The organism is Brevundimonas sp. (genome assembly GCF_035561115.1).
In the GTDB taxonomy this organism is placed as follows: Bacteria; Pseudomonadota; Alphaproteobacteria; order Caulobacterales; family Caulobacteraceae; genus Brevundimonas.
The window spans coordinates 16,074-36,579 of sequence record NZ_DATMYH010000050.1; the positions used below are offsets into that span (position 1 = coordinate 16,074).

General features: G+C 68.1%; 18 protein-coding genes. 9 read left to right on the forward strand and 9 right to left on the reverse strand.

Features of this window, described 5'->3' with window-relative positions:
* The first annotated feature begins 162 nt into the window (after positions 1–162).
* The 8 genes from VN378_RS06270 to VN378_RS06305 all read left to right on the forward strand — a co-directional run bounded on the left by VN378_RS06270 (position 163) and on the right by VN378_RS06305 (position 10,094).
* Entirely contained in the window at positions 163–792 is a 630-nt protein-coding gene (locus tag VN378_RS06270) for a DUF2460 domain-containing protein (protein WP_325742015.1), read from the forward strand.
* Positions 793–794: 2 nt separating this feature from the next.
* On the forward strand, positions 795–1,448 hold the full coding sequence (locus tag VN378_RS06275; protein WP_325742017.1) for a baseplate hub protein: 654 nt from the start codon (positions 795–797) through the stop codon (positions 1,446–1,448).
* On the forward strand, positions 1,445–1,894 hold the full coding sequence (locus VN378_RS06280; protein WP_325742018.1) for an NlpC/P60 family protein: 450 nt from the start codon (positions 1,445–1,447) through the stop codon (positions 1,892–1,894). Before VN378_RS06275 ends, VN378_RS06280 begins: the two co-directional genes overlap by 4 nt.
* Positions 1,895–5,620 carry a baseplate multidomain protein megatron gene (locus VN378_RS06285; protein ID WP_325742020.1) on the forward strand — a complete coding sequence of 1,242 codons (3,726 nt, stop codon included), beginning with the start codon at positions 1,895–1,897 and terminating at the stop codon, positions 5,618–5,620.
* Between the two features lie 124 nt (positions 5,621–5,744).
* Positions 5,745–6,683, forward strand: a complete 939-nt coding sequence (locus tag VN378_RS06290; RefSeq protein WP_325742022.1) for a J domain-containing protein — start codon at positions 5,745–5,747, stop codon at positions 6,681–6,683.
* On the forward strand, positions 6,683–7,834 hold the full coding sequence (locus VN378_RS06295; protein WP_325742024.1) for a phosphoserine transaminase: 1,152 nt from the start codon (positions 6,683–6,685) through the stop codon (positions 7,832–7,834). Before VN378_RS06290 ends, VN378_RS06295 begins: the two co-directional genes overlap by 1 nt.
* Before the next feature lie 82 nt (positions 7,835–7,916).
* Positions 7,917–9,212 carry an adenylosuccinate synthase gene (locus VN378_RS06300; protein ID WP_325742026.1) on the forward strand — a complete coding sequence of 432 codons (1,296 nt, stop codon included), beginning with the start codon at positions 7,917–7,919 and terminating at the stop codon, positions 9,210–9,212.
* Between the two features lie 117 nt (positions 9,213–9,329).
* Entirely contained in the window at positions 9,330–10,094 is a 765-nt protein-coding gene (locus VN378_RS06305) for a response regulator (protein WP_325742028.1), read from the forward strand.
* Between the two features lie 85 nt (positions 10,095–10,179).
* On the opposite strand, the gene rpoH is transcribed toward VN378_RS06305, so the two are convergent.
* The 3 genes from rpoH to VN378_RS06320 form a co-directional block, all read right to left on the reverse strand.
* Positions 10,180–11,067 (reverse strand): RNA polymerase sigma factor RpoH, encoded by an 888-nt coding sequence (rpoH, locus tag VN378_RS06310; protein ID WP_055828299.1) that lies wholly within the window; start codon positions 11,065–11,067, stop codon positions 10,180–10,182.
* A gap of 204 nt (positions 11,068–11,271) precedes the next feature.
* Positions 11,272–12,321: a ThuA domain-containing protein gene (locus VN378_RS06315; protein ID WP_325742031.1), complete on the reverse strand. Its 1,050-nt coding sequence runs from the start codon at positions 12,319–12,321 to the stop codon at positions 11,272–11,274.
* Between the two features lie 37 nt (positions 12,322–12,358).
* Positions 12,359–13,387 carry an RluA family pseudouridine synthase gene (locus tag VN378_RS06320; RefSeq protein ID WP_414642220.1) on the reverse strand — a complete coding sequence of 343 codons (1,029 nt, stop codon included), beginning with the start codon at positions 13,385–13,387 and terminating at the stop codon, positions 12,359–12,361.
* Between the two features lie 132 nt (positions 13,388–13,519).
* Between VN378_RS06320 and VN378_RS06325 the strand changes: the two genes are divergently transcribed.
* Entirely contained in the window at positions 13,520–14,164 is a 645-nt protein-coding gene (locus VN378_RS06325) for a DUF2799 domain-containing protein (protein WP_325742033.1), read from the forward strand.
* Between the two features lie 89 nt (positions 14,165–14,253).
* Here the strand turns inward: VN378_RS06325 and VN378_RS06330 are convergent, their stop codons facing one another.
* The 6 genes from VN378_RS06330 to VN378_RS06355 form a co-directional block, all read right to left on the reverse strand.
* Positions 14,254–15,279 carry a class I fructose-bisphosphate aldolase gene (locus tag VN378_RS06330; RefSeq protein WP_325742035.1) on the reverse strand — a complete coding sequence of 342 codons (1,026 nt, stop codon included), beginning with the start codon at positions 15,277–15,279 and terminating at the stop codon, positions 14,254–14,256.
* A 102-nt stretch (positions 15,280–15,381) separates the two neighbouring features.
* Complete coding sequence (locus VN378_RS06335; protein WP_325742037.1) at positions 15,382–16,578, reverse strand: phosphoglycerate kinase; 1,197 nt, start codon at positions 16,576–16,578, stop codon at positions 15,382–15,384.
* A gap of 2 nt (positions 16,579–16,580) precedes the next feature.
* Positions 16,581–16,913, reverse strand: a complete 333-nt coding sequence (locus VN378_RS06340; RefSeq protein WP_325742038.1) for a hypothetical protein — start codon at positions 16,911–16,913, stop codon at positions 16,581–16,583.
* A 6-nt stretch (positions 16,914–16,919) separates the two neighbouring features.
* Positions 16,920–17,927 (reverse strand): type I glyceraldehyde-3-phosphate dehydrogenase, encoded by a 1,008-nt coding sequence (gap, locus tag VN378_RS06345; RefSeq protein ID WP_325742040.1) that lies wholly within the window; start codon positions 17,925–17,927, stop codon positions 16,920–16,922.
* A 197-nt stretch (positions 17,928–18,124) separates the two neighbouring features.
* The gene (locus tag VN378_RS06350) at positions 18,125–19,693 is read right to left on the reverse strand and encodes an ATP-binding protein (RefSeq protein WP_325742042.1); all 1,569 of its coding nucleotides are present in this window, start codon (positions 19,691–19,693) and stop codon (positions 18,125–18,127) included.
* Positions 19,690–20,421: a response regulator gene (locus VN378_RS06355; RefSeq protein ID WP_325742044.1), complete on the reverse strand. Its 732-nt coding sequence runs from the start codon at positions 20,419–20,421 to the stop codon at positions 19,690–19,692. The genes VN378_RS06350 and VN378_RS06355 overlap by 4 nt, the downstream gene beginning before the upstream one ends.
* Between the last annotated feature and the right edge of the window lie 85 nt (positions 20,422–20,506).

Sequence of the window (20,506 nt, forward strand, 5' to 3'; positions counted from 1 at the left end):
TCCTGGTCCTCGCGTTCCAGGCCGACCGAAAGAGTGAAGCCCGAGAGGCCGACCATCGCCACCCCGCGCGATCCGGACCCACATCCGGTCGGAGGAGGATGGCGCCGGCGCTCGCTCGACATGCGAAGCGCGGCCGGAAAGAAACCGGACAGGAGGGGATGAATGGCCTTTCATGAGATAAGGCTGCCAGCGCGGCTGGCGTTCGGGTCGACTGGCGGCGTGGAACGGCGCACCGAGATCGTGACGCTGGGTTCCGGGTTCGAGCGGCGATCGACGCCGTGGGCGCAGGGGCGCCGGCGCTACCTTATCGGGGCCGGTCTGAGATCGCTGGACGACATGGCGACGCTGACAGCCTTCTTCGAAGCGCGTCGAGGACGGCTGTACGGATTTCGCTTTCGGGATTTCGCCGACTTCAAATCCGGCCCGCCGGGCGCGGCCGTGAGCGCGGCGGATCAGGCGCTGGGCCAAGGAGACGGTGTGCGGACGATGTTCGTCCTGTCGAAGCGGTATGGCGACGGCGAGACAGCGGCGGAGCGGCGGATCGCCAAGCCTGTCGAGGGCACGGTTCGGGTGGCGGTGAGCGGTGTTGAACAGGCGAACGGGGCGTTCGCAGTCGATCACGCGGCGGGGCTGGTCACATTGGGCACGCCGCCAGCCGCCGGGGAGGTGGTCACGGCGGGTTTCGAGTTCGACACGCCCGTGCGGTTCGACACCGACCGGATCGAAGTGACGCTGGAGAGCTTCGACGCCGGGCGGATGGCCGCTGCACCGCTGATCGAGGTGCGGGTCTAGCCATGCGCGCCATACCGGAAGAGATGGCCGCCCGCATCGAGAGCGGAGCGGCGACCCTGTGCCATGCCTGGGTGCTGCGGCGAGCAGACGGGACTGAGGCGGGGTTCACTGACCATGACCGCGACCTCGCCGTTGGCGGAGTCCCCTGCCGGGCGGCGAGCGGATGGACCGCCGGGGCGGCGGACAGCGCCACAGGTCTGGCCGCGGGATCCGCGGTGGTGGCCGGCGCACTGGATGATGCAGCGATCTCGGACGCGGATGTCGAGGCGGGGCTGTACGACGGAGCGTCGGTGGCGCTGTGGCGGGTGGACTGGACGCAACCGGACCTGCGAGTGCTGTTGTGGACAGCGACGCTGGCGCGGATCCGCCGCGATGGTCCGGGTTTCGTCGCCGAACTCGAGGGGCCGCTGGCCCGGCTGGAGCGGGTCGTCGGGCGCACCTATGGACGGTCTTGCGACGCCCTGCTCGGCGACCAGCGGTGTCGGGTCGATCTGGCGGCCTTCCCCGGCGTCGAGTGCGACAAGCGCTGGGAAAGCTGCGTTGGGACATTCGCCAACGGGATCAATTTCCAGGGTTTTCCTGACATTCCGGGCGACGACTTTCTGACCGCCACTCCCCTCGAGGGCGGGCGCAATGAAGGGGGAAGCCGTCGATGACCGGCCTGGCCGCGGCGGTCGCGAGAACCTGGCTGGGGACGCCGTACCGACATCAGGCCAGTGTGCGGAGCGAGGGTGCGGACTGTCTGGGACTGGTCCGCGGCGTCTGGCGCGAGCTGGTCGGACGCGAACCCGAAACCCCGCCGGCCTACCGGGCCGACTGGGCCGAGGTCGGGGGCGAGGAGACCCTGCTGGCGGCGGCGCGGCGGTGGCTGGTGGAGAAGCCCGTCGCGGACGCGGCGCTCGGGGATGTGCTGATGTTCCGCATGGCGGCGGGGTGTCCGGTCAAACACTGCGCGATCCTGAGTAATACGGAGGGGGCCGAACCACGGATGATCCATGCCTACTGGGGCCGGGCGGTGGTGGAGAGCTGGGTGGGGACGTGGTGGCGTCGGCGGCTGGTCGCGGTGTTCGGCTGGCCGATCGGGAAAGACGGGGACGGTTGAATGGCGCAGGTCATCCTGAGCAGCGTGGGTCAGGCCGTAGGCGGGCCAGTCGGGGCGGTCATAGGCTCGACCCTGGGGCGGGCGATCGACCAACGTGTCATTTCCGGCCTGGAGCCGGCGCGGCAGAAGGGTCCTCGTCTGGAGACGTTGAAGGTCCAGGGCACGGCCGAGGGCGCGCCTATGGCGGCCGTGTTCGGACGGGCGCGAGTCACGGGTCAGATGATCTGGGCGGAGCGGTTCCAGGAGGGGCGAAATACGTCCTCCGGCGGCAAGGGCGGACCGAGAACGGTCGAGTACGACTATTCCCTGAGTTTCGCCGTCGCCCTGTGCGAGGGCGAAATCGATGGAGTCGGCCGGGTCTGGGCGGATGGCCGGCCAATGAACCTGTCGGGCGTGACAATGCGGGTGCATCGCGGTGGCGCCGAGCAGACGCCCGACCCGCTGATCGAAGCGGTGGAGGGGACGTCGCCAGCCTATCGGGGAACGGCGTATGCGGTGTTCGAGGACCTGCCTCTTGGCCCGTTCGGAAACCGGCCGCCGCAGCTGGCCTTCGAGGTTTTCCGGAGGGCGGGATTCGGCGGAACGGCGCTCGAAGATCGGCTGGAAGGCGTGTGCCTGATCCCCGGCGCGGGGGAGTTCGTGCTGGCGACTGAAGTCGTCACCCGCCGCGAGGGGCTGACGCGGACGGCGGCGGAGAATGTTCATGGCGGGGACGGGCGGACGAACCTGATCGTCTCGCTGGACCAGCTGTTGGCCCAGGCTCCCGCGTTGAAGCGGGTCAGCCTCGTTATAGGCTGGTTCGGGACCGATCTGCGCGCGGCGCAATGCGCGGTCCGGCCCGGCGTCGAGCGGGTCCTGAAGGCGACTGAGCCGCTGGCGTGGTCGGTCGCAGGGGTGGGGCGGGGAGATGCGCACGTGATCTCGGAGAGCGGCGGAGGGCCAGCTTATGGCGGCACGCCGTCGGACGAGAGCGTTCGGCAGGCCGTGGCCGAACTGAAGGCGCGGGGCCTGCAGGTGACGTTGTACCCCTTCGTGTTTATGGACCTGCCGGCGGGGAATGGCCTGCCCGACCCTTATGGCGGGACGGAACAGGCGGCCTATCCGTGGCGCGGGCGCGTCAAAGGGCGCAACGGCGATCAGGCGGCGGCGGACATCGCGGGGATGTTTGGGAGAGCGGACGGCTGGGGCCTGCGCCGATTGGCGCTTCACTATGCGGCGCTGGCGGCGGAGACGGGGGCCCATGGGCTGCTGATCGGGTCGGAGATGCGCGGGCTGACCTGGACGCGCGACGCCGGCGGCGGGTTTCCGGCCGTCGATCAGTTCAGGGCCCTCGCGGCCGAGTGCAGGGCGATAGCCGGACCGGGGGTGGCGATCAGCTATGCGGCGGACTGGTCCGAATATTTCGGGCGACATGACGGGAGCGAGGTCGTCTTCCATCTGGACCCGCTGTGGGCCGATGCGGACATCGACTACGTAGGGATCGACTGGTACCCGCCGCTGGGCGACTGGCGGGCCGGCGACGGCGGCGTGGACGGAGAGACTTTCTCCGGGCCGGACGATCCCGATTATCTGGCGACCCAGGTCGCCGGGGGGGAGGGGTTCGACTGGTTCTACGCCTCGGACGCCGAACGGGAGGCGCAGGAGCGCACGGCGATCGCCGACACGGCGCATGACGAGCACTGGGTGTTCCGGCCCAAGGACCTGAAGGGCTGGTGGGGCAGTCTGCACCATGACCGGCCCGGCGGCGTTCGGAATTCGACGCCGACGGCCTGGGTTCCGGGAATGAAGCCGATCCGGCTGACGGAGTTCGGCTGCGCGGCGGTGGACCGGGGCGGCAATGCGCCGAATCTTTTCCAGGATTCAAAGAGCGCTGAAAGTGGTCTGCCGCCCTTCTCGGACGGCGCGCGCGACGATCGGATGCAGCGGCGAGCGCTGGAGGCGGTGCTGGGGTACTATGCGGAGCCCCGGAACAATCCAGTGTCGGCGGTCTATGGGGGACCGATGCTGGAGGGGGCGGACGCCTGGTGCTGGGATGCGCGGCCCTGGCCGGCGTTCCCGGGGCGAGCCGACGCGTGGGCCGATGCGGGTGCGTGGCGGACCGGGCACTGGCTGAACGGTCGGCTGGGCGGCGAGACGCGGAGCCTGATCGCGGCGGTGCTGGAACGCGGCGGGCTGGCTGGAGACGATTTCGCGGTCGGGACGGTGAACGGGGCCGTGCAGGGCTATGTCATCGACCGACCGATGCGAACGCGCGATGCGCTGGGGCCGTTGCTGGCCGCGCTGGGACTGGTCGCGGCCGAGCGGGGCGGCAAGATCGCCGTGATCGGGGAGGAGTCGACGGAGACAGCGTTGACGCTGGAGGCCTTGGTCCTGCCGGAAAACGGGGCCAGCGTCCGGGCGGAGCGGACGCTGGAACAGACGCCGCGGATAGCGCGGGTGCGCTTCATCGACGGCGATGCGGATTATCAGACCGGATCGGCGGTCGTACGAAGGGTGGGCGAGGGCGGTGGTGTCGATCTGGATCTGCCGGCGGTCTGTTCGGCGTCCTTGGCGCGGGCGGCGGCGGAGCGGGCGCTGGAAGGCGCGGCGAACGAGCGGCTGACGGCGATGCTGGGACCCTTGGCGGCGATGCGGCTGGAGCCGGGGGACGGAGTTTCAGTCGAGGGCTGCGACGGCGACTGGCGTATCATGCGCCTGGATATGGACGAGGCGCCGTCGGCTGTGCTGGAGCGGCTGTCCTCGATAGTCATCGGCGCTGAAGATGGCGAGCCGACTGCGGACGACGCGAGCGCCGTGGCCGCGGCGCCCTTCTTCCGGATGATCGAACTGCCGCCGCTGGTCGGCGATGAGGCGGAGGCGCGTCCAATCGCGGTGGTCGCGGCGGAGCCGTGGCGATCGATGCGCGTTTTCGCCGGGGCGTCGACGGATGCGCTGACGGTGCGGGGAGAGGTCCGGCGGCCAGCGACCGTTGGCGTGCTGACGGAGCCTTTGGCGGCCGGACCGAGGCATCGCTGGGATACGGTCAATACACTGACGGTGAGGATCGAGGGGGCAGCCCCGGAAAGCAGTTCGGATATCGCAGTATTGGCGGGCGCCAATGCGGCCGCGGTCGAGACGGGGGATGGCTGGGAGCTGCTGCAGTTCCGAACAGCCGAGCTGGTCGGCGAGGAGGTCTGGCGCTTGGGCGGGCTGTTGCGCGGACAGCAGGGAACCGAGGGAGCTATGGTGGCGGGCTCGGGGGCGGGGGCGGTCGTGGTCCTGCTGGACGCGCCGCCGCCGCGGACGGAGTCTCAGCGGGCCGAGCGAGGGCTGCCGCTGATCTGGCGCGCGGGGCCGGCGGGCGGACCAGCCGGCGGTATTGCAATAAGCGAAGTGAGTTATACGCCGACGGGCATTCACGGCCGGCCCTGGTCGCCAGCGCATCTGCGGACGGCGGCGCGCGGCGACGGAGGGTTCGACCTATGCTGGCTGGCGCGGTTGCGGATGGACGGAGACCGTTGGGATGTCGAACCGGCTTTGGTCGATCCAATGCGGTTCCGTATCAGGATCCTTGCGGGAATGGCGACGCTCAGGACTTATGAAGTCGAAGGCACCACGGCGACCTACCCGGCGGCGGATGTCATGGCCGACTTTCCGGGCGGAGCAGATTCCGAAGCGACTGTCGCCGTGGCGCAGTGGGGCGAGGGGTATGGCTGGGGTATGGAGGCCACGGCGGCATTCGGTTAGCCGCGTCAGATTTCGATAGCGCGCCTTTCCGGAATCCTCACGATAGCCTAACTGATCCATTCGACATTTGATGGGCTGAAGCGCTTTGCGCTGCTTGAGCCCGGGCGCAGGAGCGATTTCGAACGTGGCGGGCGATCCCTATAAGGAACTGGGCGTTTCGAAGGGCGCGAGCGCGGACGAGATCAAGAAGGCGTTTCGCAAGCTCGCCAAGGAGCTGCACCCTGACAAGAACCCCGGCAACACCGTAGCCGACGAGCGGTTCAAACGGATCACCGCCGCCTTCGACCTGCTGGGCGACAAGGAGAAGCGCGCCAGATTCGACCGTGGCGAAATCGACGCTGACGGGAGGGAACAGTTCCGCGGATTCGGCGGGAGCGGACAAACGCGCGGCAGTCCGGGGGGCAATCCCTTCGGCCAGGGCGGAGCGCGTCAGCAGGGCTTCGAAAACATCGATCTGGACGAACTGTTCGGCGGCATGTTCGGCGGCGGAGCCAGACCTGGCGGGGCGCGGGGCGGCTTCGCCAATGCGGGCCTGGGCCGGGGCGCGGACGTCAAGGCGACGCTGGAGATCAGCCTTGAGGATTCGATCTCCGGCGCGACCCGTCGGATCCAGTTCTCGGACGGGCGCACGCTGGATGTGACCATCCCCAAGGGGGCCGCGGACGGCCAGACCATCCGCTTGCGAGGGCAGGGAGCCCCCGGGGCCTCAGGTCGAAGCGAGGCAGGCGACGCCCTGATCACGCTGAAGATCGCGCGACATCCTGTCTTCACGCGCGAGGGGGCGGACCTCATGATGGACCTTCCGGTGTCGCTGCCCGACGCCGTGTTGGGAGGAAAGATTCCGGTGCGAACACCGGAGGGGACGGTCTCGATGACCATTCCGAAAGGGTCGAGCTCGGGAAAGGTTTTGCGGCTGAAAGGGCGCGGCGCGTTCGCAGACGGAAAGCGCGGCGACCTGCTGGCCAAGCTGATGGTCATGCTGCCCGAGGAAGAGAATGGAGCGCTGACCAAGGTGGCGCAGGCCATCCGGGACGCGGGTCCCTACAAGCCTTGGCGTGAATGATGGCGAATCGACCGAATGTGAAACCGGCCCGGCCATGGTTCTCGTCCGGGCCGACGGCGAAACGGCCGGGGTGGTCGTCGCAGGCGATCCCGCATGAACTGCTTGGCCGGGGCATCCGCGCGCCCGAGGTGGTGGAACGGTTCGCCCATGGCCTGAGGCTGACGCGCGAACTTCTGCAGGTGCCACCGGACTGGGTGCTGGTCTATGTGCCGGGGTCCGACACCGCCGCGGTCGAGGCGGCCATGTGGTCGATGCTGGGCGAGCGACCGGTGCAGGTTCTGGCGTTCGAGAATTTCGGCAAGGTGTGGGCGACCGATGCGGTCGAGCATCTAAAGCTGGCTCCGGAGGTGATCACGGCGCCTTGGGGCGAATGGCCCGATACCTCGACGGTCGATCCTAAGAAGGATCTGGTGTTTCCCTGGAACGGGACGACGTCGGGGGTGTGCGCGCCGAACGGGGATTTCATCGCCGGGGACCGCGAGGGCGTGGTGATCTGCGACGCGACCTCTGCCGCCTTCGCCATGCCCTTACCGTGGGACAGGCTGGATGTGGTAACGTTCAGCTTCCAGAAGGCGCTGGGTGGTGAGGCGGGACTGGGCGTCGCGGCGCTGTCGCCGCGCGCGATCGAGCGGCTGGACCGCTATGCGCCGCCGCGGCCCGTGCCCAAGGTACTGCGCCTGCGCGACGCCAAGGGTTTCGACCGGATGCTGGCGTCGGGGTCGATGATCAACACCTTCTCGGTCTGGACCCTCGAGGACTGGATCGACGGCGTCGAATGGGGCCTGTCCGTTGGGGGCCTGGACGCCCTGATCGCGCGGACCCGCGCGAATGCGGCGGCGCTGGACGAATGGGTCGGGCGCACGGAATGGATCGACTATCTGGCCCGCGATCCGGCGACGCGGTCGACGACTTCGGTGTGCCTGGCGATCGTCGATCCGCGCGTGACGGCGATGGTCGAAGAATCGCGGCAGGCGCTGGTCCGGCGGATGAAGACGTTGGTGGAGGATGAGGGCGCGGCGTTTGATGTCGAGAGCCACCGCAATGCGCCGGCGGGCCTGCGCATCTGGTGCGGCTGCACTGTCGAGGTCGCTGATATCGAAACGCTTACGCCGTGGCTGGACTGGGCGTTCGAGACGGCGTTGGCGGAATAATCGTCCGGCGACGGGACACCCGCCGATTCCCCGGCTATAGGCTGCGCCCGCATTCCGAAATCCCGGACAGCGGAGAACAGTCTTGGCGAACGTCGCGGTGGTCGGCGCCCAGTGGGGCGACGAGGGCAAGGGTAAGATCGTCGACTGGCTGTCGAACCGGGCCGATATGGTCGTGCGGTTCCAGGGCGGGCACAACGCCGGCCATACCCTGGTGGTGGACGGCAAGGTCTACAAGCTGGCTCTGCTGCCGTCAGGCGTGGTGCAGGGCAAGCCCTCGATCATCGGCAATGGCGTGGTCGTCGATCCCTGGCATCTGGTCGGGGAGATCGGCAAGATCGAGGCGCAGGGGATCAAGATCAGCCCCGATGTCCTGATCGTCGCCGACAACGCCTGCCTGATCCTGCCTATCCATCCGGCGCTGGACGTGGCGCGCGAGGCGGCGGCGAGCGCGCCTGGCGCGCGGATCGGCACGACGGGGCGCGGCATCGGCCCGGCCTATGAGGACAAGGTCGGTCGGCGCGCCATCCGCGTCTGCGATCTGGCCAATGTGGACGACCTCAAGATCAAGATCGACCGCCTGCGCTCGCACCACGATCCGCTGCGGGCGGGACTGGGGCTGGAGCCGATCGACCCGAAGGCGCTGCTGGCCCAACTGCTGGAGATTGCGCCGAAGATCCTTCCCTATGTGCAGCCGGCGTGGCGGGTGCTGGACCAGGCCCGCCGGGACGGCAAACGGGTGCTGTTCGAAGGGGCGCAGGGCGCCTTCCTGGACGTGGACCACGGCACCTATCCCTATGTGACCAGCTCGAACACAGTCGCCGGGCAGGCGGCGGCGGGGTCAGGCATCGGACCGCGCGGGGTCGGCTATGTACTGGGGATCGTCAAGGCCTACACCACCCGGGTCGGCGAGGGGCCATTTGCCTGTGAACTGAACGACGCGGTCGGGAGCCATCTGGCGACGGTGGGGCGCGAGGTGGGGGTCAACACCGGGCGGGCCCGACGTTGCGGCTGGTTTGATGCGGTGCTGGTACGGCAGTCGGTGGCCATCAACGGGATTGACGGCATCGCCCTGACCAAGCTGGACGTGCTGGACGGACTGAAGACGCTAAAGATCTGCACCGGCTACCGCATCGACGGCGAGGTGCTGGATTATCTGCCGTCCAGCCTGAAGGCCCAGGCCGCGGCCGAGCCGGTGTTCGAGGAATTGGAAGGCTGGAGCGAAAGCACCGCCGGCGCTCGCAGTTTCCGCGACCTGAACGCGAACGCGGTCAAATATGTCCGCCGGATCGAGGAGTTGATCGGCGCGCCGGTGGCCTTGCTGTCGACGAGCCCTGAACGCGACGACACCATCATGATGCACGACCCCTTCCGGGGCTGAACCATAGCCGGCGCTATTCAACCGGCCTTAACCGGCGCCCGTTAAGTATGACCATCCCAGTGTGGAGGATGAGTCTTGTTTGCTGCCGATCGCCGCGTCCTGGCCAGAATGGCTCCGATGCTGACGCGGGTTCTGATCGTCGATCCGAATCCGCATTCCGCGCGCATGCTGAGCGAGATCATCAAAGGAATGGGCGCGGCGCAAATCGTCATCGAGCCGACCGGGGATCGGGCGCTTCAGAGAGCGGCCGAGCTGGAACCCGGAATCGTCTTCACCGAGCGGACCGGCGACAAACTGGACGGGGAAGTGCTGGCGCGAAAGCTGAGACGGTCGCATCTCGGATGTCGCCGTGCGCCGATCATCATGGTGACGGCCGAGGCTACGGCCACTACTATCCTGGGTGCGCGCGATGCCGGGGTGCACGAATTCCTGCGCAAGCCCTTCACCAGCGCCGACCTGTTCAAGCGGGTCGAGAACGTCGCGCTCAAGCCACGCGATTGGGTCGAGGCGGTCGGCTACGTCGGACCAGACCGGCGCCGGTTCAATTCCGGCGAATTTTCCGGCCCTCGCAAGCGCAAGGCCGACAAGCCGGCTTCCGGAGGCGAGGCAAACGCCGCGGCCAAGGATCAGGCCATGCGCATTCTGGCGGCGGCGCTGAACCAGTTCGACAGTGATCCGCTGCAGGCGGTCCGCGCCGTGCGGGAGCAGGCATCCCAGCTCAAGGCGCTGGCCATGAAGGCGTCCGACTCGCGCCTGGTGGTGGCCGTCGGCGCTCTGGAGGTCACCCTGGCGTCCGGTCCCGTGACCAAGGAAACCCTGGCGGCCCCGATCGGGACGCTGCTGGCCATGGCGCCTGTAGAGGCGATGCAGCGGACGGGCTGAACGGCACTCGGCCATCTTGGCTGGCAGGCCGCTACATTGATGGAGACCTGAGCGCCTCCCCGCGTGAGCGGAGAGGCAAATCGGGTCAGGCGTCGACCAGATTCCGCTCATCAGCTGCGGCGCGCATGGCCTTTTGCAGCTTCTCGAACGCGCGGACTTCGATCTGGCGGACGCGCTCGCGCGACACGCCGTACTGACCGGCCAGCTCTTCCAGCGTCACCGGATCGTCCTTGAGACGGCGTTCGGTGAGGATATGCTTCTCGCGATCGGTCAGTTCCTGCATCGCTTCTTCAAGCAGACCCATGCGGATGGATTTCTCTTCGCTCTCGGCCAGGGCGGTTTCCTGGGACACCGCCGTGTCGTCGGCCAGCCAGTCCTGCCACTCGCTTTCGCCGTCAGACCGGATCGGAGCGTTCAACGAGGAGTCGCCGCCGAGGCGGCGGTTCATATTGGTGACCTCTTCCTCGGACACGCCCAGCTTGGTGGCGATCGCCGAGAGGTGCTCCGGACGCAAGTCGCCTTCCTCGAAGGCGGAGATCTGACTCTTGGCCTTGCGCAGGTTGAAGAACAGCTTCTTCTGCGCGGCCGTGGTGCCCATCTTCACGAGCGACCAGCTGCGCAGGATGTATTCCTGGATCGAGGCGCGAATCCACCACATGGCGTAGGTCGCCAGGCGGAAACCCTTGTCGGGATCGAATTTCTTGACGGCCTGCATGAGGCCTACGTTGCCTTCGGAAATCACCTCGCCGATCGGCAGGCCGTAGCCGCGATAACCCATGGCGATCTTGGCCACGAGGCGAAGGTGCGACGTCACCAGCCGATGGGCGGCTTCGGGATCCTGGTGCTCGGTCCAGCGCTTGGCGAGCATGAACTCTTCGTCCTTCGCCAGCATCGGAAATTTGCGGATCTCAGTCAGGTATCGCGAAAGGCCCTGTTCAGGCGACATCACCGCGAGTGATCTAGCTACAGCCATATGGTCCCTCCGACCGTCAAACGAGCGGGTTCTTCGGAAGCGGCCACCCGATGTGCGCCGTCGCCTCACCCCTCAACCGATGAAATAGGGTCGGGTTTCCGCCTTTGTCAGAGGCGGATCGTCACACCAAGGCGTGACCGTTGCCCCGGCGCCACGGCACCGAATGGCTGGCGATATAGCGGATAGTCAGTCCTTAATCAAGACTTACTTCTGGAGCACGGCCCGAACCCGCGCCCGGGCGGCGTCCCAGGCAGAAGAATCGCCATCTTGCTTCTCTGGATGAATGGACTGGAGAGGGCGGATTTCATCCGCGATCGTTGCTGAATCCGCAGGAGTGCGGGATGGCGTGAGCCCTTCCGCGGCGACGAAGGCGGCGATGGCGGCGATGTCCTGGACCTCGGGGTTCGGCGATGCGGGAACGTCGGTCCGGCCGCCCGTCCAGGTAATCGCGCGGACGATTTGATCGCGGAAGCGTGGATCCTCCCATGTGGATGGAGTGTGGCCCAGGTTTGTGTAGAACAGCCGGCCTTGGCCCATCTGACGGATCCAGGTGACGGGCACGGGGTAGGGCCGGCGCAACGGACCGGCAGACATATCCAGCGTCTGGAGCACCCGGACCCGATCCGGATCGAAGCCGACGTACTGGTAGATTTCTTCGGCATAGGCCGTTCCGTCCGGCCACATGGCGGCGAGCGGATGAGACGGCTCCAGGTTCGCCAGGCGGATCGCCGCGCCCTGTGTCCAGGGATGACCGTCGAAACGTCCGCCGAGAAAGGAAGTCCAGGCCTCCTCACCGCCCTCGAAATCCAGTGCTGTGTCGGCAGCACTATGGATTCCGACGAATCCGCCCCGACCGCTTTCAACCCAGGCGACGATCGCGGTCCAGGTCTCGCGGTCAATGGGCAGGGCCCCTGTGGTGCTGAATATCAAAACATCGATGTCGGCCAGACGGTTGACGGTGAGCTCCCGCGCGTCCTGACTGAGTTCGATGCTGAAGGCTCCGCTATCGCGGGCCATGGCCTGGAGCGCAATCTCCGACGAGGCCAGACCTCCGTCCGGCCGTCGAACCGTGTCGTGAACGAATCCGACCGATTGCGAGAGATAGAGAATCCGGAGGGGCTGTCCGCCGGCGGCCGCCGCATGGGCGCTTGCCGCGAGGCACAGGCCGAGCATCAGGCCGGCCAGAAGCCGCGCTGCTCGCCGGCCGCTGGAGATCCCGCAGGTCGCGGTTTGCTGGATGGACCACATCGGCATGTTCCGGGTGTCTTCTGCAGCCAGCAGACCGCGATCCTCACAGTGCGGCAAGCCCCTGTTCGAGGCGACGCATGTCTTCGGGCGGAGAGGTCTCGAACCGCAGAGCCTCGCCGGTGACCGGATGGACGAAGCCGAGAATGGCCGCATGGAGCGCCTGGCGCGTCAGACCCGCCTCGACAACCGCGGCGCGGACGGGAGCGGAGGGGCTGGCTGTGCCGTAAACGGGATCGCCCAGCAGCGGGGCGCCTTTTGAGGCCATGTGAACGCGGATCTGATGCGTGCGGCCAGTATGCAGGGTGCAGGAGACACGGGCGGCCATGGGCGGCTGGCCGGGTCGGGATCCCTTCGGCGGAAAGGCGCCGAAGACCTCGTCGACGACGTAATCCGTAATCGCCTCACGGCCGCCGGATCTCAGCACGGCCATCTTCTTGCGGTCGCCGGTCGAGCGGCCCAGGTTCGAGATGATTCGGCCCCTTGCCGGATGGGGCGCGCCCCGGGTCAGGGCGATGTAGGTGCGCTCGATGTCATGGGCGGCGAACAGGGCCGAGAGACCGGCATGGGCCGCATCGGACTTGGCGGCCACCATTACTCCGGACGTATGTTTGTCGAGCCGGTGCACGATGCCCGGGCGGGCGACGCCGCCGATGCCGGACAGGGATGTCGCGCAGTGATGAAGCAGGGCGTTGACCAGGGTGCCGGTTTCACTGCCCGGCGCCGGATGGACCGCCATGCCGGCCGGCTTGTCGACGACGATCAGATGAGCGTCCTCGTAGAGGACCGTCAGGGGGATTTTTTCTGGCTGGGGTACCGCCGATACGACGGCCGGCAGGGCGATGGCGTAGACGCCGGGCAGGGCCTTGCCCGAGGCGATGGAAACGGGCGCCCCATCGCGAGTGACCACTCCTTCGGCCAGCAGAGCCTGCAGTCGCGCACGCGAAAGGGCGGGGAAGATGTCGGTCAGCGCCTTGTCCAGACGGGCGCCGCCGGCTTCCAGGCGCGCTTCCAGAACCGTGACGGCGTCCTCGTCCGCCAGGAGGTCTTCGGACAGAAGAGGTTCGTCGGACACGGGGGCGCTCCACCGCCTCCGGGAAGGCCGGGCGGCCGCCGATCTAGCACGGCAGGCCAGCGGACACGCAAGTCGCGCCTTGGCGGACGGCTCAAGGTGAGTCATGGTTAAGCTTGGCTTTACGGAGGGGTGATGACCATGCGTCTCTGGATTCTTGCGGCTGCGGCCGGCGGCGCGGCTCTGGCCTTGGGCAGTTGCGCGACCATGAGCGCGGAACAATGCATGGCGGGCGATTGGTCCGGCCAGGGTTATTCCGACGGCGCGGCGGGCCTGACCATGAGCCGGCTGAACGACCACGCCGAAGCCTGCGCCAAGCACGGCGTCACGCCGGATGCGGCCGCTTATGGCGCAGGGCGCGAGCAGGGGCTGTTGCAGTACTGCACGCCCGAGCGTGGGTTCCGTGAGGGCCGGACGGGGTCGAGCTATGGCGGAGTCTGCCCGTCCAGGCTGGAGGCGGATTTCGTGCCGGCCTATCGCGACGGCCAGATCGTCCATCAGGTTGAGCAGGCCCTGACCGACGCCCGCAACCGCGTGGACTCGCTGGGGAACCGGCTTGAGGAATTGGACGAGAAGATCACCGCCAAACAGGCTGAGGCGCGGGCGGAAGGGTTGACTGACCAGCAGCGCGAGACGATCCGTAACCGCATTCAGGAGATCCGGCGCGAGCGCGCGGACACCGAGCGGGAATGGCGCCGCGCCCAGGACGCGATCGATGACGCCGAACGCGACGTCAGGGACGTGCGCTGGCGTTTCCAGAGCCAGTACGGCGGCTGGTAGGTACGGTCAGAGGTTCGATCAGGCTCGCATCGAAGCCCGGGGCGGCCATCCGCTGAAGCGGTGCGCCGCGGCCGGGCCAGTCTGCCGCATCACGCCGCCTTCTTTTCCAGCTTCTTCTCCCACTGGCCCAGAGAAGCCAGGCCGTTCATGCGGGCTCGGTGATGGAAGGCGGACTGACAGGCGACGGCGTTCTCGGCCTTGCCTGACCAGGCGCGCTGGGGCGAGGCCTGCAGTGCGCGGCCGTAGGAGAAGGTCATCTTCCACGGGAAGCCGCCGATGCGGTTCATGGCGTCCAGGTGGGCGGTGGCCTGTTCGTCGGTCTGGCCGCCCGAGAGATAGGCGATGCCCGGCACGGCCGACGGGACGGTCGCCTTCAGCGCCGCGATGGTGCGTTCGGCGACGTCCTCGACCGGCGCCTGCCGCAGGCTGCCCTTGCCCGAGATGACCATGTTCGGCTTGAGAATGATGCCTTCCAGCGCCACGCGCTGTTCATAGAGTTCCTGGAACACGGTCTGCAGCACCCAGCGGGTCACCTCATCGCAGCGGGCGATGTCGTGGGCTCCGTCCATCAGAACTTCGGGCTCGACGATCGGCACGATCTGCTCCTGCTGGCAGATGCGGGCGTAGCGGGCCAGGGCGTGGGCGTTGGCCTTGACGCAGCCCCAGGTCGGGACGCCGTCGGCGATGTCGGTGACCGCGCGCCATTTGGCGAACCGCGCGCCGCGCTCGTAATGGGCGCGCAGGCGCTTGGACAGGCCATCCAGACCCTTGGTGACGGTCTCGCCGGGGAAGCCCGCCATCTTAGTCGCGCCCTTGTCGACCTTAATGCCCGGGATCGAGCCGGCCGCGGTGATGATGTCGACCAGGGGCGTGCCGTCCTTGGCGTCCTGATACAGGGTCTCCTCGAACAGGATCACGCCCGAGATGTGCTCGCGCATGGTCTGCTCGGCGCGGAACAGGCACTCGCGATAGTCGCGGCGATTGTCCTCGGTGTTCTCGACCCCGATGGCGTCGAAGCGCTTTTTGATGGTCCCGGTGGACTCGTCGGCCGCCAGAATGCCCTTGCCGGGCGCGACCATCGCCTGGGCCACCTTGTTCAACGCCGACAGATCCATGAACGCCTCCTCAAGCTTGTTTGCGCGGTGCTTTAGCGCCGGAAGGGGGCGAAGTCACGCAGTGTTACAGACGCTCGCAGCGGTCCGCGTCGACCTGTGACCTCAGACCCGCAACGCCTCGACGCCGGGCAGGGGCTTACCCTCCATCCATTCCAGGAAGGCGCCGCCGGCGGTCGAGACGAAGGTCATGTCGTCCGCCACGCCGGCATGATGCAGGGCCGCGACCGTATCGCCGCCGCCGCCGACCGCGACGAGGTTTCCACTCTTGGCCCGGTCCGCGACATGGCGGGCGACCGCAACCGTAGCGGCGTCGAAGGGCGGGACCTCGAACACGCCCAGCGGACCGTTCCAGATCAGGGTCTTCGAGGCGTCTATGGCGGCGGTCAGGCGGGCGACCGAGGCCGGGCCGGCGTCGAGAATCTTGTCCTCGGCGGACAGGGCGTCGCCCGCCTTGACCGCGCGGGCGGCCGCGCCGGGCTTAACTTCCGTGGCGACGACGAGGTCAACCGGCAGCAGAATCTCGCAACCCTTCGCCGCAGCCTCGGCGAGGATGTCGCGGGCCGTGTCGGCCATATCCTTCTCGGCGAGCGAGCCGCCGATATCGACGCCCTGGGCGAACAGGAAGGTGTTAGCCATGCCGCCGCCGATGGCGAGGCGGTCCAGCTTGCCGACGAGGTTCTTCAGCAGATCCAGCTTGGTCGAAACCTTGGCCCCGCCGACGATGCCGATGACCGGTTTCTGCGGCTTGCCCAGGGCGGCGTCGAGCGCATCCAGCTCGCGGCGCATCGACTCGCCGGCGTAGGCGGGAAGCAGGCGAGCCAGACCTTCCGTCGAGGCGTGGGCGCGGTGGGCGGCGGAGAAGGCGTCGTTGACATAGATGTCGCCGAGCTCGGCCAACCGTCGGGCGAAGGCCGGGTCGTTGGCTTCTTCGCCCGCGTGGAAGCGGACGTTCTCGAGCAGGACCACGCCGCCGAGGGGCAGATCGGCGATCATGGCCCTGGCCTCATCGCCCACGCAGTCGGTCGCGAACCGGACGGGGGCGCCGAGCAGGTGCTCGAGATCGTCGACCACGGGCTGCAGGCTCATCGAGGGCACGATCTTGCCCTTGGGCCGATCGAAATGGGCCAGCAGGGCGACCTTGGCGCCGGCGTCGCGCAGCCTGTTGATAGTCGGCAGGGCGACGCGCAGGCGGGTGTCCTCGGTGACCTTGCCGTCCTCCATGGGGACGTTGAAATCCACGCGGACGAGGGCGGTCTTGCCGGCGAGGTCGGGAGCGTCGTCGAGGGTGCGGAAGGTCATGATTACATCTGGCTCCAGGCCCAGAAGACGAGAACGAAAAGGGCGGTGATCAGCACCAGCAGGAAGAGAAGCGCCGCCACGACGACAACCGGCCACCGTGATGTGTTGGCGCCGGTTTCCCGGGGACGTCGCCAGATCATGACAACCTGAATGGCGCACAGCAGCCAGATCGGGGCGATAAGACGGAGGAACAGGTTCCAAAGGCCTCCGCCGGTGAACAAGGTTCGATCCGACCACTGGCTGCCCAGGTACCGGGGCAGGTCGAACATGACCTGCCCCGAATAAAGCGCGAGCGGCGCCGACAGCACCAGGAGCAGGGTCAGCGCAATACGCATGACCGACTAGATCAGCTTGCTCATCACCAGAGCCGTGTCGGCCATCCGCGTCGCGAAGCCCCACTCATTGTCATACCAGGTCAGGACGCGGGCCAGCTTGCCGTCGACGACCTGGGTCTGGGGCAGTGCGGCGGTGCTCGACGCGGCGATGTGGTTCAGGTCGGTGGAGACCAGCGGCTCGGTAGTGGTCGCCAGCACGCCCTTCATCGGGCCGTCGGCGGCGGCCTGGATGGCGGCGTTGATCTCGTCCACCGTGACCTCGCGGCCGGCCACGACCTTCAGGTCCACGACCGAAACGTTCGGAGTCGGGACGCGTATCGACGAGCCGTCCAGCTTGCCCTTCAGGGCCGGCAGGACCAGACCGAGGGCCTTGGCGGCGCCGGTCGAGGTCGGGATCATCGACAGGGCGGCGGCGCGGCCGCGGTACAGGTCCTTGTGCATCGTATCCAGCGTCGGCTGGTCGCCGGTGTAGCTGTGGATGGTGGTCATATAGCCGCGCTCGATCCCGAACAGGTCGTGCAGCACCTTGGCCACCGGAGCCAGGGCGTTGGTCGTGCACGAACCGTTGGAGACGACGATGTCGTCGGCGGTCAGGACGTCATGGTTGACCTTGTAGACGATGGTCTTGTCGGCGCCGTCGCAGGGGGCCGAGACCAGCACCCGCTTCGCGCCGGCGGTCAGATGGGCCGAGGCCTTTTCCTTGGTCGTGAACAGGCCGGTGCATTCGAAGGCGATGTCGACGTTCAGCTCCTTGTGCGGGAGCTTGGACGGGTCGCGTTCGGCCGTGACCTTGATCTTGCCGAGGCCGACATCGATCCAGTCCGGACCCGTCTCGACCGTGCCCGGGAAACGGCCGTGCACCGAGTCGTAGCGCAGCAGGTGGGCGTTGGTCTCGACCGGGCCGAGATCGTTGATCGCCACCACCTCGATGTCGCGCCGGCCATGCTCGACGATCGAGCGCAGGACGAGGCGGCCGATGCGGCCGAAACCATTGATGGCGACGCGGAAGGTCATGGGGCGGTCTCCGAATGAGCAGGCTGGGTGTCGGCGCTTCAATGGAACCCGCGGGCGCGAGGATCAACCCCGCGCCCGTAACAAGACGTGATGAACTGTAACGCCAGGGCGGGTCGGTGCGGCGGGCGGCGTGGTGAGGCCGCCGGGCGAATTCGTGGAAGACACAGCCCACCACGACACGGACGACGGGAGGCGGATCAAGCCTCTGTCGAACTCCGCCTCAGAGGCAGGCTCAGCCGGGCCGTCAGACCTCCGCCGAGCCGGTTGGTCAGGGTCACGTCGCCGCCGACCGCCCGCGCGGCCTGCCGGGCGACAGTCAGGCCGAGACCCGCGCCGCCCGTTTCGCGGCTGCGCGAGCGCTCGGCGCGGTGGAAGGGTTCGAACACCGCCTCCAGCTCATTCTGGGCCAGGCCGGGGCCGTCGTCCTCGACAAGGATCACGGCGCGACTGCCTTCGGCGAGGGCTGTCACCCGGGCGACGCCGCCGAACTTGACGGCGTTGACGATCAGATTGGCGAGGGCGCGGCGCAGGGCTGCCGGGTCGCCCTCGACCGGCAAGGCGTCGCCATTGGCGAAGGTCACGGCGGCGCCGGTTTCGGAGAAGCCGGCGGCGCTGTCCTCGGCCAGCGCCGCCAGATCGAACCGCTCGCGCCGTTCGGGCGTCGCCTCGCCTCGCACATAGGCCATGGCCTGCGCGATCAGGGCGTCCATTTCCTCGATATCGGCGGCCATGCGGTCGCGCACGGCCGCGGGGGCCTGCTCGGCCCGGAAGCGCAGTCGGGTCAGGGGCGTACGCAGGTCATGGGCGATGGCGGCGACCGTCTGGCTGCGCCTGCGCATGTGGTCGCGCAAGGAGGCCTGCATGTCGTTGAAGGCATGGATGGCTGTGCGAACCTCACTTGGGCCGGATGGCGTCAGCGGTTCGGCGTCGGGGTCCGCGCCCAGGCGTTCAGCGGCCTCGGCGAAGACGCGAATCGGCCGGGTCAGGCGGCGCGCCATGAACCAGACCAGGGGCGCCAGCAGCAACATGGAGATCGCCAGGGCCAACAACACCCGCTGCTGCCACGGCGACAGCAGGCCCCGCGGCGGCTCGACCGTGGCCCAGCGCCCATCCGGCTGAAGCACGGAGGCGGCGAAGGGCGCGAACGTCAGGCGATCGGCCAGGACCGTGAACTGGCGCGTGTCGCGGTCGACGATGAAGGCCCCGCTCGACCCGTGCGGCATCACGTGGCGCATGCTCAGCCGGGCGCGGATTTCGGCGCCCTGCCGCATCACCCTGACTTCTCGCGGGACGGTCGGCGGCGATGTGGGCGAGGGAGCCGGTGACGGCGGCGGGGGCGGCGCCGGCGCGCGGCGCTGACCCTCGACGAAGACGAAGTTGAGATGATCCTGCATGGCGGTGTCGGACGGCGTGGCGCGCCGCCGTCTCGGCCGGTCGTGATCGACCCGGACGCGCACGGCTCCCGGCTCGACCCCCAGTCGCTGGGCCAGACCCGCCGTGATGGCCATGGCCATGGGATCGCGCTGTTCGGCCGGGTCGAGCGCTGTCGGACGATCCGTCAGCCGGCGCTTCAGGGCGCGCCCGTCTGACGTCTCCGCCGGCTGGCCCTTCAATGCATTGGCTGCGGCCTCGATACTGAAACCCGCGGGCCGGGGTTCGGGCGCCAGCACCACGACGCCGAGGGCCACCGCCTGGGACATGATGACCGCCAGCGCGGCGAGCGCTGCGACCTGGACCAGCATCGGCAGGGATGACGGGCGCCTCACGCAGCGCCCCGCGAGCCGGCGTGCCGCTCGACCTTCACGTCGAACATATAGCCTTCGCCGCGCAGGGTCTGGATCATCTCCAGGCCCGAACCGTCGTCGAGCTTCTTGCGCAGTCGGCTGATCTGTACGTCCATGGCCCGGTCGAACACATCGGCGTCCGCACCTCGCGCCCGCTCCAGCAGCTGGTCGCGGGTCAGCACCCGGCCCGGCCGCTCGACGAACGCTCGCAGCAGGGCGAACTCCCCGGCCGACAGGGCGACCGCCCGTCCGTCGGGCCGCGTCAACTCCCGCCGCAACAGGTCCAGCCGCCATCCGGCGAAGGCCAGAGCCGGCCCGTCGGATGCAGCTTCGTCGCGCGGACGCCGCAACACGGCGCGGATTCGGGCCAGCAGTTCGCGGGGATTGCAGGGCTTGGCCAGATAGTCGTCCGCGCCCAGCTCCAGTCCGATGATCCGGTCGGTGTCTTCGCCCATGGCCGACAGCATCACGATCGGCGGTCCGCCCTTGCCCGCAAGACGGCGGCAGGCCGACAAACCGTCCTCGCCCGGCATCATCAGGTCCAGCACGATCAGGTCAGGCGCCCGCCGGGCGACAGCCCGATCCATCTCGGCCGCCGAGGCGGCGCCGGCGACGTCATAGCCGTGTTGGCTGAGGTAGTCGCACAGCACCTCGCGGATGCCGGGATCGTCGTCGACGACGAGGATGCGGGGGGCGGCGTCGGCTTGCATGCCGCCATTGTGGCGAACCGCGCGCTCGCCGTCATTTCAGCATTGAAACATTTCTCCGGGGTTCTGAAACACGCGCGACAGGGCG

Bases quoted from the DNA above. Each gene is read 5' to 3' on its own strand.
- VN378_RS06270 (WP_325742015.1), top strand. From the start codon at position 163: ATGGCCTTTCATGAGATAAGGCTGCCAGCGCGGCTGGCGTTCGGGTCG.
- VN378_RS06275 (WP_325742017.1), top strand. From the start codon at position 795: ATGCGCGCCATACCGGAAGAGATGGCCGCCCGCATCGAGAGCGGAGCG.
- VN378_RS06280 (WP_325742018.1), top strand. From the start codon at position 1,445: ATGACCGGCCTGGCCGCGGCGGTCGCGAGAACCTGGCTGGGGACGCCG.
- VN378_RS06285 (WP_325742020.1), top strand. From the start codon at position 1,895: ATGGCGCAGGTCATCCTGAGCAGCGTGGGTCAGGCCGTAGGCGGGCCA.
- VN378_RS06295 (WP_325742024.1), top strand. From the start codon at position 6,683: ATGGCGAATCGACCGAATGTGAAACCGGCCCGGCCATGGTTCTCGTCC.
- VN378_RS06305 (WP_325742028.1), top strand. From the start codon at position 9,330: ATGCTGACGCGGGTTCTGATCGTCGATCCGAATCCGCATTCCGCGCGC.
- rpoH (WP_055828299.1), bottom strand. From the start codon at position 11,067: ATGGCTGTAGCTAGATCACTCGCGGTGATGTCGCCTGAACAGGGCCTT.
- VN378_RS06315 (WP_325742031.1), bottom strand. From the start codon at position 12,321: ATGCCGATGTGGTCCATCCAGCAAACCGCGACCTGCGGGATCTCCAGC.
- VN378_RS06325 (WP_325742033.1), top strand. From the start codon at position 13,520: ATGACCATGCGTCTCTGGATTCTTGCGGCTGCGGCCGGCGGCGCGGCT.
- VN378_RS06330 (WP_325742035.1), bottom strand. From the start codon at position 15,279: ATGGATCTGTCGGCGTTGAACAAGGTGGCCCAGGCGATGGTCGCGCCC.
- VN378_RS06335 (WP_325742037.1), bottom strand. From the start codon at position 16,578: ATGACCTTCCGCACCCTCGACGACGCTCCCGACCTCGCCGGCAAGACC.
- VN378_RS06340 (WP_325742038.1), bottom strand. From the start codon at position 16,913: ATGCGTATTGCGCTGACCCTGCTCCTGGTGCTGTCGGCGCCGCTCGCG.
- gap (WP_325742040.1), bottom strand. From the start codon at position 17,927: ATGACCTTCCGCGTCGCCATCAATGGTTTCGGCCGCATCGGCCGCCTC.
- VN378_RS06355 (WP_325742044.1), bottom strand. From the start codon at position 20,421: ATGCAAGCCGACGCCGCCCCCCGCATCCTCGTCGTCGACGACGATCCC.